Genomic DNA, 14,145 nt, shown 5'->3' with positions numbered 1-14,145 from the left:
GTGTTTTCTTTATTCTGGTGGATTAATGTGTGGTGTGGGCGGCCCAGCCGCGCACGGCGTCGTGCGAGGCGCGCAGCATGGCGTCGACGCTGGCCGGTATCGCGCGTTCCTGGGTCAGGTAGGGTTTGACGACGGCCACCGGCGCGTCGATCAGCATGAACTTGAGCACCAGGTGATCGAGGCCGGTGCTACCTTCGGCGCAATCGGGCATGGCGGCGGCGCAGCGCGCGAAACAGGCGTCGAGCGCGGCTTGCTCCTGTTCCAGCGCGGCCTGCAGTTCGTCATCGAGGCTGCCGTTGAAATCGGGGCTGTCCTCGCATTGCAGCAAAAAGCGCGCATAGACGGGCTTGCGGCGGCACCAGTCCAGCAAGCCATGCACGCCGGCCCAGGTGTCGCCCTCGCCCCACAGGCTGGCTACTTCCTCTCGGAAGTCGCTTTTCACGCGCAGCCAGGCGCGCGCCAAAATCGCATTGCGCGAATCGAAGCGGTGATACACGGAGCCGATCGGCGCACCCGCCTTGACCGCAATCGCCGACATCGACACGGCCGCCACGCCGCACTGGGCCGCGACCGTGATGGCGCTGTCGATAAAATGATTTTCGTTGAATTTAGCTAGTCTGACCATGCAAATAGAATAGCAATTCTAATTGAATCCGTCAAGCATGCCCAGGGTTGCGCCCTGCCCGGGTTGCGCTTTCAGGCCTTGCGCTACCCACTATGGTGCCGCAAGCTGCGCCGAAGCGCTGCCTTCGGGGATGATCAGGGCGAAGTCGTAGCCGTTGATCAGATTGAACACGTCGCTGTCGCCCGCCGCCAGTTTGCGCAAGCCGGGCCGCAATGAGCGCAGGTCAAACAGCGACCAGCTGCCGTCGGTGGCGCCCGCACTGGCCAGCAGTTTGGAGGCGGGGCTGTCAAGCTCGATCGGCGCCGGCTGATGGGGCTTGCCCGCTCCCGCAAATCTCAGCTGCGTGCCCTTCGCCGCCAGCACGATCAGGTGCAGCGAGCTGCGGCCCTGGCCTTCGGCGCGCTCCGCCAGAAAGTTGCCGACGTCACGGTTGTTGAGCGGATTGATACCCTTGTAGGCGTGATTTGCGCCGACCTTGACCAGCAGCTTTTGCTCCTGCACGCCGAGCCGGGAGGCCAGGGTCTGCTTTAACAGCGCCAATCGCATGGCGTTGGAAAGGCCGCGATCGCCGGGCACTTTTGAGGCGCTCTTCTGGTAGATGGCACGGCTCGCCAGCAGTGCATCGAGCAGTCCCAGCGCGGTTTGCTCATTGGGGCCGGCCAGCAGCGGGCGCAGCGACACCAGTTCTTCGTCGGAGGCCGACAGCATCAGATACTCCAGGGGATTGCCGCTAGCCGCCGCCTTGTGAGAAGCGACAGCGTCCAATTGACGCAAGGCTTCCAGCTTTGCGCGCGCGGCCGGATTAACCGGCTGGGCCAGCATTTGGGCGATCAGGTATCTGGCCGTGCCAATGAATTCCTGGTCGATGCCCCAGTGTTCGAAGCGCGGCCCTGCGGCCAGTGCAAAGCCGGCCAGCATCTCTGCCTCCTGGCGCATGGTGTAGAAAGCGATGGCGTCCGGATAGGCGGCGTCGAATCTGGCGATCGCCGTTACCGCGTCGGCGCGCCTGAGCATGCCTTCGAGCGCGCTTGCCACGACTGGACCACTTTCCGTGACCAGGGTGGTGAAGCCGGCAGGGGCCAGGGCGTTGAAGTAGGCGGAAGAGAACCGGGCGATCTCGGCGACACCATGATCTTCGCCGAGCAGTACGTACTGCGCCTGGCGCGACGCTTGCAGCAGCGGCGCCGCACCGGGCCCGGTTAGCGCGCCTTTGTCCAGTGTGATGGCGAGCCGATTGGCTTTGAGTTTGTCGAGGACGGCAGTATCGGCGACGGCCGGACCGGCCAAGCCGAGCGTCAGGGCGGTGGCAAGGAAAGCGAAGCGCATGAACATGGCAGCGTGGGCCGATGAAGGCCGATCAGTGAATGAAGCGACAGTGTAACCTGTCGCCCTCATGCCGGACCGGCCCATGCAACAGCCGCTTGAGACAGCGATTTTCAGCGTGGTAATTTGTAGCGTACCAGCAGCGCAGGTCCCTTGCCGCCAGGTGGCGTCAGCAGTATCTCGTCACCTGGCAGCATCTCTTCATACATCACGGTGCAACAGGTGGGCATCGAATGGCCGCGCGCCGGATAAACGCCCACGTCGGTATGCAGTGTTGCAGCGCGTACATCCACGCTGGTCTCGCCGGCCCTGGCCGCTACTTGCAGCAGTTTGCGCAGCCCGGTGACGAAGTCACCTTTGCTGAGCCTGACAGGCGCCTGGTTGGCTTGCGGGCGAACGGCAGCATCGTTTTTCATGGCAGTTTCTTTCAATGTATACATTCCCGCCACTATATCATTCGCCCCAGCCGCCACTTGTCGTGTCCCCTGGCAGTGGTTGTCGCCATTTAAGGTAGCGTGTTGCATCCTGGGGTTGAGTCCGGCGGCGGAAGCAGACCAGGCCAAGCGGTGCGACCGGCCAAGCTCCTGTTCGCACGCCTATTGGAAAGTGGCTGCACATGACAAATGCAAACTCATTCGAGGAAGCAGTTTCCGAGCTTGCGGAAAAAATGCACCAGCTGGCTGGAGCAAGCTGATGCGCTTCCCTAAAGCAGCCATTGAGCGATAAGCAATGGAGCTGTCCTGCTTCATGAGCACACCAGCAAAATAGGTCATGGCCAAAGGCGCCAGCCCGGGCTTTTCGGGCCCACGTCTCCGGCCCGCCGTTTTCAAGTTTTCAAGTTTTCAAGTTTTCAAGTTTTCAAGTTTTCAAGTTTTCAAGTAGCAAACCATGCTCCGGCCCAAGACCCCAACCTGGGCACTCCGGGCCAAGCGGGCCTGAAAAATGTCGAGGGCAAGGCGCGGCGACGCAGACAGTACGCATGTACGGCAAGGAGCCGCAACGCCGCCATCGGCATTTTCTCAGGCCCGCGCCTGCGGCCCGCCGTTTTTAAGCCTTTATGCGGTGCCTGCCTTACAATGCCATGTACCAACCTTCAAAAGGAGCACCGCTTGCATACGCCCCCCTTCATCGCTTCCGCCCGTTTTGACGATCCCCGCCTGGCCTTGGAACAAGTGCAAGCCATCTACCGCGCCAGCATCGACCACTTGCGCGACGCGCTGCAGCGCTTTGTCGCCGGCGAAAACCTGCAGGAACGGGTGCGCGGCTGCTACCCCTTCGTGCGCATACAGACCGAAACCGTGGCGCGCGCCGACTCGCCGCTGGCCTACGGCTTTGTGGCCGGCCCCGGCGTGTTTGAAACGACCTTGACGCGCCCCGACCTGTTTGCCGACTATTACCTCGACCAGTTCACCCTGCTGCTGAAAAACCATAACAACGGCCAGAAAGTCACGCTGGAAGTGGGCGTCAGCGCCCAGCCGATTCCCGTGCACTTCTCGTTCGCCGAGCACGACCATATCGAAGGCAATATGGACGCCGGGCGCCGCCTGGCCATGCGCGACCTGTTCGACCTGCCCGACCTGGCGGCGATGGACGACGGCATCGCCAACGGCACCCATGAAACGGCGCATGGCGAAGCACAGCCGCTGGCGCTGTTTACTGGGCCGCGCGTGGATTATTCGCTGCAGCGCTTGCGCCACTACAGCGGCACCTCGCCGCAGCATTTCCAGAACTTCGTGTTGTTTACCAATTACCAGTTCTATATCGACGAATTCATCCGTTTGGGCCACGCCATGATGCAGCGTGCGCCGGACGCCGGCACGCCCTCGGACGACGACGGCTATATCGCGTTTGTCGAACCGGGCAATGTGGTGACGCGCCGCGTCGGCCAGTCGGTGGAGGTGGACGATGCCCTGGGCGCCGCGCCGCCGCGGCTGCCGCAGATGCCGGCCTATCACCTGCTGCGCGCCGATGGCAGCGGCATTACCATGGTCAATATCGGCGTCGGTCCGGCCAATGCGAAGACCATTACCGACCATATCGCCGTGCTGCGCCCGCACGCCTGGCTGATGCTGGGCCACTGCGCCGGCCTGCGCACCACCCAAAGCCTGGGCGACTACGTGCTGGCGCACGCCTATGTGCGCGAAGACCATGTGCTCGACGAAGACTTGCCGCTGTGGGTGCCGATCCCGCCGCTGGCCGAAATCCAGCAGGCGCTGCAAACGGCGGTGGCCGAAATCACCCAGCTGACGGGGCTGGACCTGAAACACATCATGCGCACCGGCACGGTGGCCAGCACCGACAACCGCAACTGGGAACTGCTGCCGCAGCGCACGCCCGAGCGCCGTTTCAGCCAGAGCCGCGCGATTGCGCTGGACATGGAAAGCGCGACGATCGCCGCCAACGGCTTCCGTTTCCGGGTGCCGTATGGCACTTTGCTGTGCGTCAGCGACAAGCCGCTGCACGGCGAAATCAAGCTGCCCGGCATGGCCAACCATTTCTATCGCGAACGCGTCGACCAGCACTTGCGCATCGGCATCCGCGCGGTGGAACTGCTGCGCCGCCAGGGCGTGGACCGGCTGCACAGCCGCAAATTGCGCAGCTTTGCCGAGGTGGCGTTTCAGTAAGGCGTCATACGCACCAGGTAGCGCTTGAAAGGGAGCGTGCCAGCGCGCGGCGTCAAAGCCGGCCGGAGCGCCGGAGCGCTCGACCATGGCTTGCACCAGGCCGATTCGTGCTGTCATACAAGACCCGGGCCTGACGGGCCGCCAATGGCTGATCTGCTTGCTTGGGATATGCCATGATCGTCTCCTTCAAGACATCGGGCTAGATCAAATGAGATGAACTGCAAGGGACAGGGCTTAAAAAAAGGCTATGTCACCATCAGATGTGGGAACGTCCCCAAAGTGGCCCTGAGCAAGCTTTCGGGGGACAATATTCTTTTGGCGTCCAGGATCCAGCGCCAGCCCAGGTAGTTGGGCAGGTAGCGCGTGGCGACGCCATGAAACGCACGCAGCCAGCCACGCAACCGGCTGTGATAGGCGTTCACATTCTGCACATGCACCGTGCCGCGTACGCGGATGCCGGCCCGCAAGTTGACCGCCGCATGCTCGATGCCGATTTCCCTGGCAAACACGGGATAGGCCGGATGACCATCGCTGACCAATAAAATATCGCGGTCGATCACCGGCGGCAGGCAAGCGTGCAGTGTGGCCTTGGTCAGCCGGCCCATGCCGGTGACGAAATCGACGGTTTGGCCAGTGCGGTCGCGCGCCACCAGCACGCACACCTGCTCGTTGGAAATGCCACGCTGGCTGGCGCGGCCACCGCGCTGGCGTGCCGGCCGCGTCATGTGTCTTGAACCTTTTTGCGATTCAAGAATATACATTTCGTCGGCCTCGGTGATGCCGTGCAGGCAGCGTGGCCGGTCGGTTTTGGCCAGTGCCAGGAAGCGGTGGCGCCAGCGAAAACTGGTGTTGCGATGGATGCTTACCTGGCTGGCGGCCTTGCGCACCGAAAATGAGTTGAGCAGGCAATCGGCATAGGCCAGCCAGCGTTCCTTGTGGTGCAGATGCGCCAGCGGCGTGCCGCTCAAGGCGTTGAAGGTTTTGCGGCAGGGCACGCAGCGATAGCGCTGCAAGCCGTGGGCCTGGCCGTGGCGGTGGAATCGTGTCGCGCCACAAGCAGGGCAATGCAATTGTGCCAGGGCTGTTTGCTCGATCAGGGTGACGGCCGCATTCTGTGGCGCGCTGGTGCGCAATAGATCGCCGCTGGCAAGGCGCTGGCGATGCGACAGTTGCGGGAATTGCCTGGCGAAGGCCTGCCACTGGGCTGTATCCATGATCGGCTCCTTGAAAGGAAATACCTGATCAGTTAGACCTCAGCAACTACGGCGCGTTCCCACTGTTTCGGGTGACATAGCCTAAAAAAATGCCGTTCAGTTTGCGCTGAACGGCATCGCCATCAGAAAAGCGCTTGACCCGCCGTTACAGGAAGCGGTCGAGGATTTTGCGTGTGTGCTTGTCGATGGTAAACATGTCGCGGATCAGGAACTGTATGCCGTGGTTGTCGGCGATCAGCAGCGAGGCGGCGCCGATGCGGCGGATATCCTCTTCGCCCTTGAGCACGAATTGCGTGTCGCCACGGTCGGTGGCCACGTCCCAGGTGCACGGCGTGGCAAAGCTGGAGACGCTTTTCACGCGCGAAATCTCGGGCATGAATTCGCGCCCTTCCAGCTCCTCCACCAGCAAGGCGCGCGACGCCGCCGGCAAATCGTTCACGTGCTCGATCCACGCCACTTCCTTGCCGTCGCCCCGCACCAGCGAAATACCTTCGTCGGGCGACTGGATGGGAAAAGCGCGCACCGGCGCCACGCCCTCGATCACCTGGCCGTCCGCCGTGCTCATCAACAGCTTGCCGTAGGGGTCGCGGCTTAAGGTAAAAGTAATCTCGGTCATGCTTATTCCTTGTCGTCCAATACCATTTCGGCGGCGTTGCGCGCCTGCGCTTCATACAGGCGGTAATACGCGCCCTCTTTGGCCATCAGTTCGTCGTGGCTGCCCACTTCGACCACCTGGCCACGGTCGAGCACCACCAGGCGGTCGGCCCGGTGCAGGGTCGACAGGCGGTGCGCGATGGCGATCGTGGTGCGGCCCTGCACCAGGTTGTCGAGCGCTTTCTGGATTTCCTTTTCCGTTTCCGAGTCCACCGACGAGGTTGCCTCGTCCATGATCAGGATGCGCGGATCGATCAGCAGCGCGCGCGCGATCGAGATGCGCTGGCGCTCGCCGCCCGACAGGCCCTGGCCGCGTTCGCCGACCATCGAATCGTAGCCCTGCGGCAGGCGCAGGATGAATTCGTGGGCGTGTGCGGCGCGCGCGGCGGCCATGATCTCCTGGCGCGTCGCATGCGGCTTGCCGTAGGCGATATTTTCGGCGATGGTGCCGAAGAACAGGAACGGTTCCTGCAGCACCAGGCCGATATTGCGGCGGTAGTCCGACACGGCGAACGAGCGGATATCGACGCCGTCGAGCAGAATCGCGCCTTCCGACACGTCGTAGAAACGGCAGATCAGGTTGACCAGGGTGCTCTTGCCCGAGCCGCTGTGGCCGACCAGGCCGATCATTTCACCGGCCTTGATATTCAAGGTAATGCCGCGGTTGACGGCCCGGTTGCCATAGCGGAAACCGACTTCGCGCAGGTCGATCCTGCCTTCAACCTTGTCCAGTTTCACCGGTTGTGCAGGCTCGGGCACGCTCGACACATGGTCGAGAATGTCGAAGATGCGCTTGGCGGCCGAGGCCGACTTTTGCGTCACCGACACGATGCGGCTCATGGAATCGAGGCGGCCATAAAAGCGCGTGCTGTAGGCAATGAACGCGGTCAATACCCCCACCGTGATTTCGCCGCGCGACAATTGCCAGATGCCGAAGCACCAGATCACCAGCAAACCCATTTCGGTCAGGAAAGACACCGTCGGCGAGAACAGCGACCACACTTTATTGAGCTTGTCGTTGACGGCCAGGTTGTGTGCATTGGCGTCGCGGAAACGGGCCGCTTCGCGGTGTTCCTGGGCAAACGCCTTGACCACGCGGATGCCGGGAATGGTATCGGCCAGCACATTGGTCACTTCGCTCCACACGCGGTCGATCTTTTCAAAGCCGGTACGCAGGCGGTCGCGCACCAGGTGGATCATCCAGGCGATAAACGGCAGCGGCGCCAGGGTCATGATGGCCAGCCACGGATTCATCGACCACAAAATGGCGCCGGTCATGATGATCATCAGCACGTCGGAGGCGAAATCGAGCAGGTGCAATGAGAGGAACACGCAGATGCGGTCGCTGCCGCTGCCGATGCGCGCCATCAGGTCGCCGGTGCGCTTGCCGCCAAAAAATTCCAGCGACAGTTTCATCAGATGTTCATAGGTGGCCGAACGCAGGTCGGCGCCCATGCGCTCGGACACCAGCGCCAGCACATAGGTCTTGCCCCAGCCCAGCAGCCAGGCCAGCAGGGCCGAGCCGAGCAGGCCGGCCATGTAGTACACCACCAGCCACGGATCGATCTTCTGCCCGTTCTGGTACGGAATCAGCACGTTATCCATCAGCGGCGCCGTCAGGTAGGGCGGTATCATGTGGGCGGCGGTACTGAGCAGCATCAGCAGGAAACCGAGCGCCAGCTGGCCGCGGTAAGGGTGGGCGAAGCGCCACAGGCGGAACAGGGTCCAGGTCGACGGCGGCGTATGCAGCACCTTGGCGCAGATAGGGCACTCTTCCTGGTCGGGTTCCAACGGCGCCTTGCAGCTGGGGCACACTTCCTGCTCGGCCTGCAGGACCGGCTGGCCCGTCAGGTGGCTGTCGAGGCGCTCGACGAATTGTTCCAGCACCCTGATGGCGTGCAGGTTCTGGCCCAGCGTAAAACGCCACGAGGCCAGGCGGCCGTGGTCGTCGAACAATTCCATATGGCCGACACCGGCGTGGTCGTGATGCGCCAGGCGCAGGCCGGGACGGTAAGACCAGTGTTTCCACTCGGTTTCGCCAGGCGCGCGCGCCAGCAAACGCTTCTCCGTGACAACAATTATGCCTTTTGTGAAACGTAATCGCGCATCGAGGTCAACCTCCACGCTACTTAAAACGTTCTCCCCGCTAGGCAGATTCTTTTCCACCTGCGCCAGCCAGTGGTCGGGCAGCGCGGTGGCGGGGGTCGGTACTGCAGGAACTATCAGTTCAGTTGTCATCGTAAAGCATGCTCCGGCTCATGGCCTGGCCCTTGAAGGGCGGATTTGGGGGGTGAAAGCTGCCTGTCTTTGAAGTGTGCAGCGGGACGGCGGCTGGCAGATTAACCAGTGGCAATTTCCTGTATTGTATCGAATGGATGCCTGCAGGTAAGGTAAGGATGGCGAAACTGATCAGGAAGGGCCAGGTGGATGCTGCGCTTTTGCAACGCCAGGCCGAAGTATACAACAACAGGCCGTTGCGCAAATGATGCATGTTGCGGGGCAAGACAGGGAAATAATGGCAGGCAAGGCAAGTATTGGTAACAATTAGAAACGTAACTCCAGCAGAATAGTAGAAGCAAACGCGACAAGAGCCCACTAAAAGTGGCACACTGCGCATACCCGGGATAAAGAACCAAGCACGAGCCTGAAAAGTCTCTGTAGAGCCACCATAAAGTATCTGGCGCCCAGACGCCTGGCTTGTTATCAAGAAACCACTTACATGATCAAGAAGAAGAACATCGAATTTGTCCGCGTCACCCACTTGCGCGGCCCCAATATCTGGACCTATCGTCCGGTGATCGAGGCCTGGGTCGATATCGGCGAACTGGAAGACTGTCCGTCCAACACCCTGCCCGGCCTGTACGAGCGGCTGGTGGCATGGCTGCCCGGCATGATCGAGCACCGCTGTGGCGTGGGCGAGCGCGGCGGCTTTTTCGAGCGCCTGCGCGAAGGCACCTGGGCGGCCCATATCCTCGAGCACGTGGTATTGGAACTGCAAAACCTGGCCGGCATGCGCACGGGCTTTGGCCAGACGCGCTCGACCAGCCAGCGCGGCGTCTACAAGATGGCCTTCCGCACGCGTGAGGAACAGGTCGGCCGCGCTTGCCTGGAAACCGGGCGCGCCATGCTGATGGCCGCCATCAACGACACCGCCTTCGATCTCGAAGCGGCCTTGGCGCCGCTGCGCGACATGGTCGATTCGCGCTGCCTGGGCCCGAGCACGGCCAATATCGTCGACGCCGCCACCGAGCGCCGCATTCCTTCGCTGCGCATGAACGACGGCAACCTGGTGCAACTGGGCCATGGCGCCGCGCAGCGCCGCATCTGGACCGCCGAAACCGACCGCACCAGCGCGATCGCCGAAGGCATCGCCAGCGACAAGGACCTGACCAAGTCGCTGCTCAAATCCTGCGGCGTGCCGGTGCCCGAAGGCAGCCTGGTGCGCAGCGCCGAGGCGGCCTGGGAAGAAGCGCAGGATATCGGCCTGCCGGTGGTGGTGAAACCGTACGACGGCAACCATGGCCGCGGCGTGTCGCTCAACCTGATGACGGAAAGCGACGTCAAGGCCGCCTATGAACTGGCCGCCACGCAGAGCGACAGCTCGGCCGTGATCGTTGAAAGCTTCATCACCGGCGACGAACACCGCTTGCTGGTGGTCGGCAACAAGCTCGTTGCCGCCGCCAAGGGCGAGTCGCTGTGGGTCGATGGCGATGGCATGTCGACCGTGCTGCAACTGGTCAACACGCAGATCAATACCGATCCGCGCCGCGGCGAAGGCGAAGACTTCCCATTGGGTACCGTCAAGCCGCATGAATCGGGCGAGATCGTGCTGGAACTGCAGCGCCAGGGCATGACGGCCGACTCCGTGCCGCAGGCGGGCCAGAAAGTGCTGATCCAGCCAAACGGCAATGTGGCCATCGACGTCACCGACGACGTCCACCCGTCGGTCGCGCATGCGGTGCTGCTGGCCGCGCGCGTGGTCGGCCTCGATATCGCCGGCATCGACCTGGTGGCGAGAGACATCACGCGCCCGCTCGAAGAGCAGCGCGGCGCCATCATCGAAGTCAATGCCAGCCCGGGCCTCCTGGCCCATATCAAGCCGGGCGTGGGCAAGCCGCGCGCCGTCGGCGCGGCGATTGTCGACCATCTGTTCGAACCGCAGGAAACCGGCCGCATTCCGCTGATCGGCGTGACCGGCACGCGCGGCGCCAGCCTGATCGTGCGCATGCTGTGCAAGTTGCTCAATTTATCCGGCCTGCATACCGGCGCCGTCTGCGGCGAAGGCATGTTCCTCGACCAGCGCCGCGTCGTCAGCGGCAATTGCGTGAACTGGGACGCGGGCCAGCGCTTGCTGCTCAACCGCACCGTGCAGACCGCCCTGTTCGAAAGCAATCCGCGCATGATACTGGCCGAAGGCCTGGCCTATGACCGCTGCCAGATCGGCGTCGTCACCGACATGGGCAGCCTTGACGACGTCAGGGATTTCGACATCCTCGACGAGATCGGTCTGCACAAGGCCGTGCGCAGCCAGGTCGACGTGGTGCTGCCGACCGGCGCGGCGGTGCTCAACGCGGCCGAACCACAGGTACTGGAACTGGCCGCCCTGTGCGACGGCGGCGTGACCCTGTACGCGCAAGACGGCAACCTGCCCGGCATCGTGGCCCACCTGGCCGAAGGCAAACGCGCCGCCTTCGTGCGCGGCAACCATATCGTGCTGGCCGAAGGCGGCATCGAAACCGTGCTGCTGTGCCTGGACCTGCTCAAACCGGCCACCGCCGGCAATGTCGACAGCGTGCTGGCGGCCGTCGCCGCGGCCTGGTCGCTGGACCTGTCCACCGACCTGATCTGCGCGGGACTGCGCACGTTTGACGCCGCGCCAGGCAGTATCGGCAACTAAGGGCAACTGACAGCACCAGCCCGGCGAAGCCGGGCCCACAAGAACACAAGGAATACGGTTAATTATGGAAGTTTCTCGCGTACGGGCCCTGCGTGGCCCCAATCTCTGGAGCCACGACACCGCCGTGGAAGCCATCGTTTCCTGCACCACGCAGGAACTCGACATCGCCCAGCTGCCTGGATTCGAAGCGCGCCTGCGCAACATTTTTCCGCATCTGAGCCCGCTGCAACCGCTGGGCAACTACAAGGCCGCGCCGATGGCGCAAGTGCTCGAACTGGTCGCACTGGGCCTGCAGGCGCAAGCCGGCTGCCCCGTCACCTTCAGCCGCACCACGCCCACCCTGGAAACCGGCATCTTCCAGGTGGTGGTCGAATATTCGGAGGAAGACGTCGGCCGCCTGGCCCTGGAGCTGGCGCAGCAGCTGTGCCTGGCCGCGCTGGAAGACCGTCCGTTCGACCTGGCCGGTGCCCTGCTGCAACTGCAGGAACTCGATGAAGACGTGCGCCTGGGACCGTCGACCGGCGCCATCGTCAATGCCGCGCTGGCGCGCAATATCCCGTTTCGCCGCCTGACCGAAGGCAGCCTGGTCACGTTTGGCTGGGGCAGCAAACAGCGCAAGATCCAGGCCGCCGAAATGGACGGCACCAGCGCGATTGCCGAAGCGATCGCGCAGGACAAGGAGCTGACCAAAAAACTGCTGGACTCGGCCGGCGTGCCGGTGCCGCAAGGGCGCGTGGCAATCGACGCCGACGACGCCTGGGCCGCCGCCTGCGAGATCGGCCTGCCGGTGGTGGTCAAGCCGAAGGACGGCAACCAGGGCAAGGGCGTGACCGTCAATGTGACCACCCGCGAACAGCTGACGGCCGGCTTTATCGCGGCGCAGGAATTTCGCGACGATATCCTGGTCGAGCGCTACCTGCCGGGCCACGACTTCCGCCTGCTGGTGATCGGCAACAAGATGGTTGCCGCCGCCCGCCGCGATCCGCCGCAAGTGGTCGGCGACGGCCGCCACACGGTGCGCGAACTGGTCGACCAGGTCAACCTCGATCCGCGCCGCGGCAGCGGCCACGCCACCTCGCTGACCAAGATCCGCTTCGACGATATCGCCCTGGCCAGCCTGGCCAAGCAAGGTTTCGTGGCCGACTCGGTGCCGCCGGTGGGCCAGCGCGTGATCCTGCGCAATAACGCCAACCTGTCGACCGGCGGCTCGGCCACCGACGTCACCGTCGACGTGCACCCGGAAGTGGCGGCGCGCGCCGTGGCGGCCGCGCACATGGTCGGCCTCGATATCTGCGGCGTCGACGTGGTCGCCGACAGCGTATTGAAACCGCTGGAAGAACAGAACGGCGGCATCGTCGAAGTCAACGCCGCGCCTGGCCTGCGCATGCACCTGGCGCCCTCGTTCGGCAGGCCGCGTCCGGTCGGCGAAGCGATCATCGCCGCCATGTTCGCCGAAGGCGACGATGGCCGCATTCCGGTGGTGGCCGTCACCGGCACCAACGGCAAGACCACCACCGTGCGCCTGATCGCCCACCTGCTGACGGCCTCGGGCCTGCGCACCGGCATGACCAATACCGACGGCGTGTATATCGAAGGGCGCCAGATCGACAGCGGCGACTGCAGCGGCCCGCGCAGCGCGAGGAATGTGCTGCTGCACCCCGACGTCGACGCGGCCGTGTTTGAAACGGCGCGCGGCGGCATGCTGCGCGAAGGCCTGGCCTTCGACCGCTGCCAGGTGGCGGTGGTGACCAATATCGGCGCCGGCGACCACCTGGGCCTGAACTACATCACCACCGTGGAGGACCTGGCGGTATTGAAACGCGTGATCGTGCAGAACGTCGCCGACAGCGGCGTGGCGGTATTGAACGCCACCGATCCGGCGGTGGTTCGCATGGCGAAAAACTGCAGCGGCAGCGTGACGTTCTTTGCGGCCGACAAATCGCATCCGGTGATGGCTACCCATCGCGCCCAGGGCAACCGCGTGGTGTATGTGGAAGACGGCAAGCTGGTGGCGGCGCAAGGCAAGGCGCGCCACGAGATCGCGCTGTCGCAGGTGCCGATCACGCGCAATGGCGCGATCGGCTTCCAGGTCGAAAACACCATGGCTTCGGTGGCCGCCGCCTGGGCCGTCGGCCTGGAGTGGGACGCGATCCGCGCCGGCCTCAAATCGTTCGCCAACGAGAACGACAATGCGCCGGGCCGCTTCAATGTGTTCGACTATAAAGGCGCGACCCTGATCGCCGACTACGGCCATAACCCGGACGCCATCCTGGCGCTGGTGCAGGCGGTGGAAAGCATGCCGGCCAAGCGCCGCTCGGTGGTCATCAGCGGCGCCGGCGACCGCCGCGACGAAGATATCCGCCAGCAAACCGAAATCCTCGGCGCCGCCTTCGACGACGTGCTGCTGTACCAGGACCAATGCCAGCGCGGCCGCGCCGACGGCGAAGTCGTGGCGCTGCTGCGCCAGGGCCTCGACGGCGCCAGCCGCACCAGCCATATCGATGAAATCAACGGCGAATTCGTCGCCATCGATACCGCCCTGGCGCGCCTCGGTGAAGGCGATCTGTGCCTGATCCTGATCGACCAGGTGGAAGAAGCGCTGGCGCATATCGCCAAACGCGTGGCCGAAGCCTAAGCGGTTTTTATCACATGCAAAAGCGGCGCAGATGCGCCGCTTTTTTTCGTCCTGCGCTTTCTTGCACCAGCACGGTGCGCCACCCCGCCAAATCTGCCATGCAATGGTGTAACTTCAGGCATGAAAATTGCTCATAACAAACCGATAACATCGGTGGACGAGAAGGCGGTGCA

Annotated in this window: 9 protein-coding genes; 3 read left to right on the top strand and 6 right to left on the bottom strand. The window is 63.4% G+C overall.

Going from position 1 to position 14,145, the window contains the following annotated elements:
• Positions 1 to 22 precede the first annotated feature (22 nt).
• The 3 genes from ASR47_RS24535 to ASR47_RS24525 form a co-directional block, all read right to left on the bottom strand.
• Positions 23 to 625: a TetR/AcrR family transcriptional regulator gene (locus tag ASR47_RS24535; protein ID WP_065310419.1), complete on the bottom strand. Its 603-nt coding sequence runs from the start codon at positions 623 to 625 to the stop codon at positions 23 to 25.
• A 90-nt stretch (positions 626 to 715) separates the two neighbouring features.
• Complete coding sequence (locus tag ASR47_RS24530) at positions 716 to 1,951, bottom strand: hypothetical protein (protein ID WP_150127963.1); 1,236 nt, start codon at positions 1,949 to 1,951, stop codon at positions 716 to 718.
• A 110-nt stretch (positions 1,952 to 2,061) separates the two neighbouring features.
• Positions 2,062 to 2,364: an HNH endonuclease gene (locus ASR47_RS24525; protein ID WP_065310417.1), complete on the bottom strand. Its 303-nt coding sequence runs from the start codon at positions 2,362 to 2,364 to the stop codon at positions 2,062 to 2,064.
• A 693-nt stretch (positions 2,365 to 3,057) separates the two neighbouring features.
• Between ASR47_RS24525 and ASR47_RS24520 the strand changes: the two genes are divergently transcribed.
• Entirely contained in the window at positions 3,058 to 4,572 is a 1,515-nt protein-coding gene (locus ASR47_RS24520) for an AMP nucleosidase (RefSeq protein WP_065310416.1), read from the top strand.
• A gap of 245 nt (positions 4,573 to 4,817) precedes the next feature.
• On the opposite strand, the gene ASR47_RS24515 is transcribed toward ASR47_RS24520, so the two are convergent.
• The 3 genes from ASR47_RS24515 to ASR47_RS24505 all read right to left on the bottom strand — a co-directional run bounded on the left by ASR47_RS24515 (position 4,818) and on the right by ASR47_RS24505 (position 8,678).
• A complete protein-coding gene (locus ASR47_RS24515) occupies positions 4,818 to 5,786 on the bottom strand; it encodes an IS1595 family transposase (RefSeq protein WP_065310415.1) in 969 nt (322 codons plus the stop codon).
• Between the two features lie 145 nt (positions 5,787 to 5,931).
• Positions 5,932 to 6,402 (bottom strand): cyanophycin metabolism-associated DUF1854 family protein, encoded by a 471-nt coding sequence (locus ASR47_RS24510; protein ID WP_065310414.1) that lies wholly within the window; start codon positions 6,400 to 6,402, stop codon positions 5,932 to 5,934.
• A 2-nt stretch (positions 6,403 to 6,404) separates the two neighbouring features.
• The gene (locus tag ASR47_RS24505; RefSeq protein ID WP_082989157.1) at positions 6,405 to 8,678 is read right to left on the bottom strand and encodes a cyanophycin metabolism-associated ABC transporter; all 2,274 of its coding nucleotides are present in this window, start codon (positions 8,676 to 8,678) and stop codon (positions 6,405 to 6,407) included.
• A gap of 481 nt (positions 8,679 to 9,159) precedes the next feature.
• On the opposite strand from ASR47_RS24505, the gene ASR47_RS24500 reads away from it, so the two are divergent.
• Both ASR47_RS24500 and cphA read left to right on the top strand, forming a co-directional pair.
• Positions 9,160 to 11,337, top strand: coding sequence for a cyanophycin synthetase (locus ASR47_RS24500; RefSeq protein ID WP_065310413.1), 2,178 nt, complete (start codon positions 9,160 to 9,162; stop codon positions 11,335 to 11,337).
• A gap of 64 nt (positions 11,338 to 11,401) precedes the next feature.
• Positions 11,402 to 13,972 (top strand): cyanophycin synthetase, encoded by a 2,571-nt coding sequence (gene cphA, locus ASR47_RS24495; protein WP_065310412.1) that lies wholly within the window; start codon positions 11,402 to 11,404, stop codon positions 13,970 to 13,972.
• Positions 13,973 to 14,145: the final 173 nt, after the last annotated feature.

Source organism: Janthinobacterium psychrotolerans, assembly GCF_001677885.1.
Lineage (GTDB): Bacteria > Pseudomonadota > Gammaproteobacteria > Burkholderiales > Burkholderiaceae_D > Janthinobacterium > Janthinobacterium psychrotolerans.
This window is presented reverse-complemented; position numbering and strand designations above follow the sequence as displayed.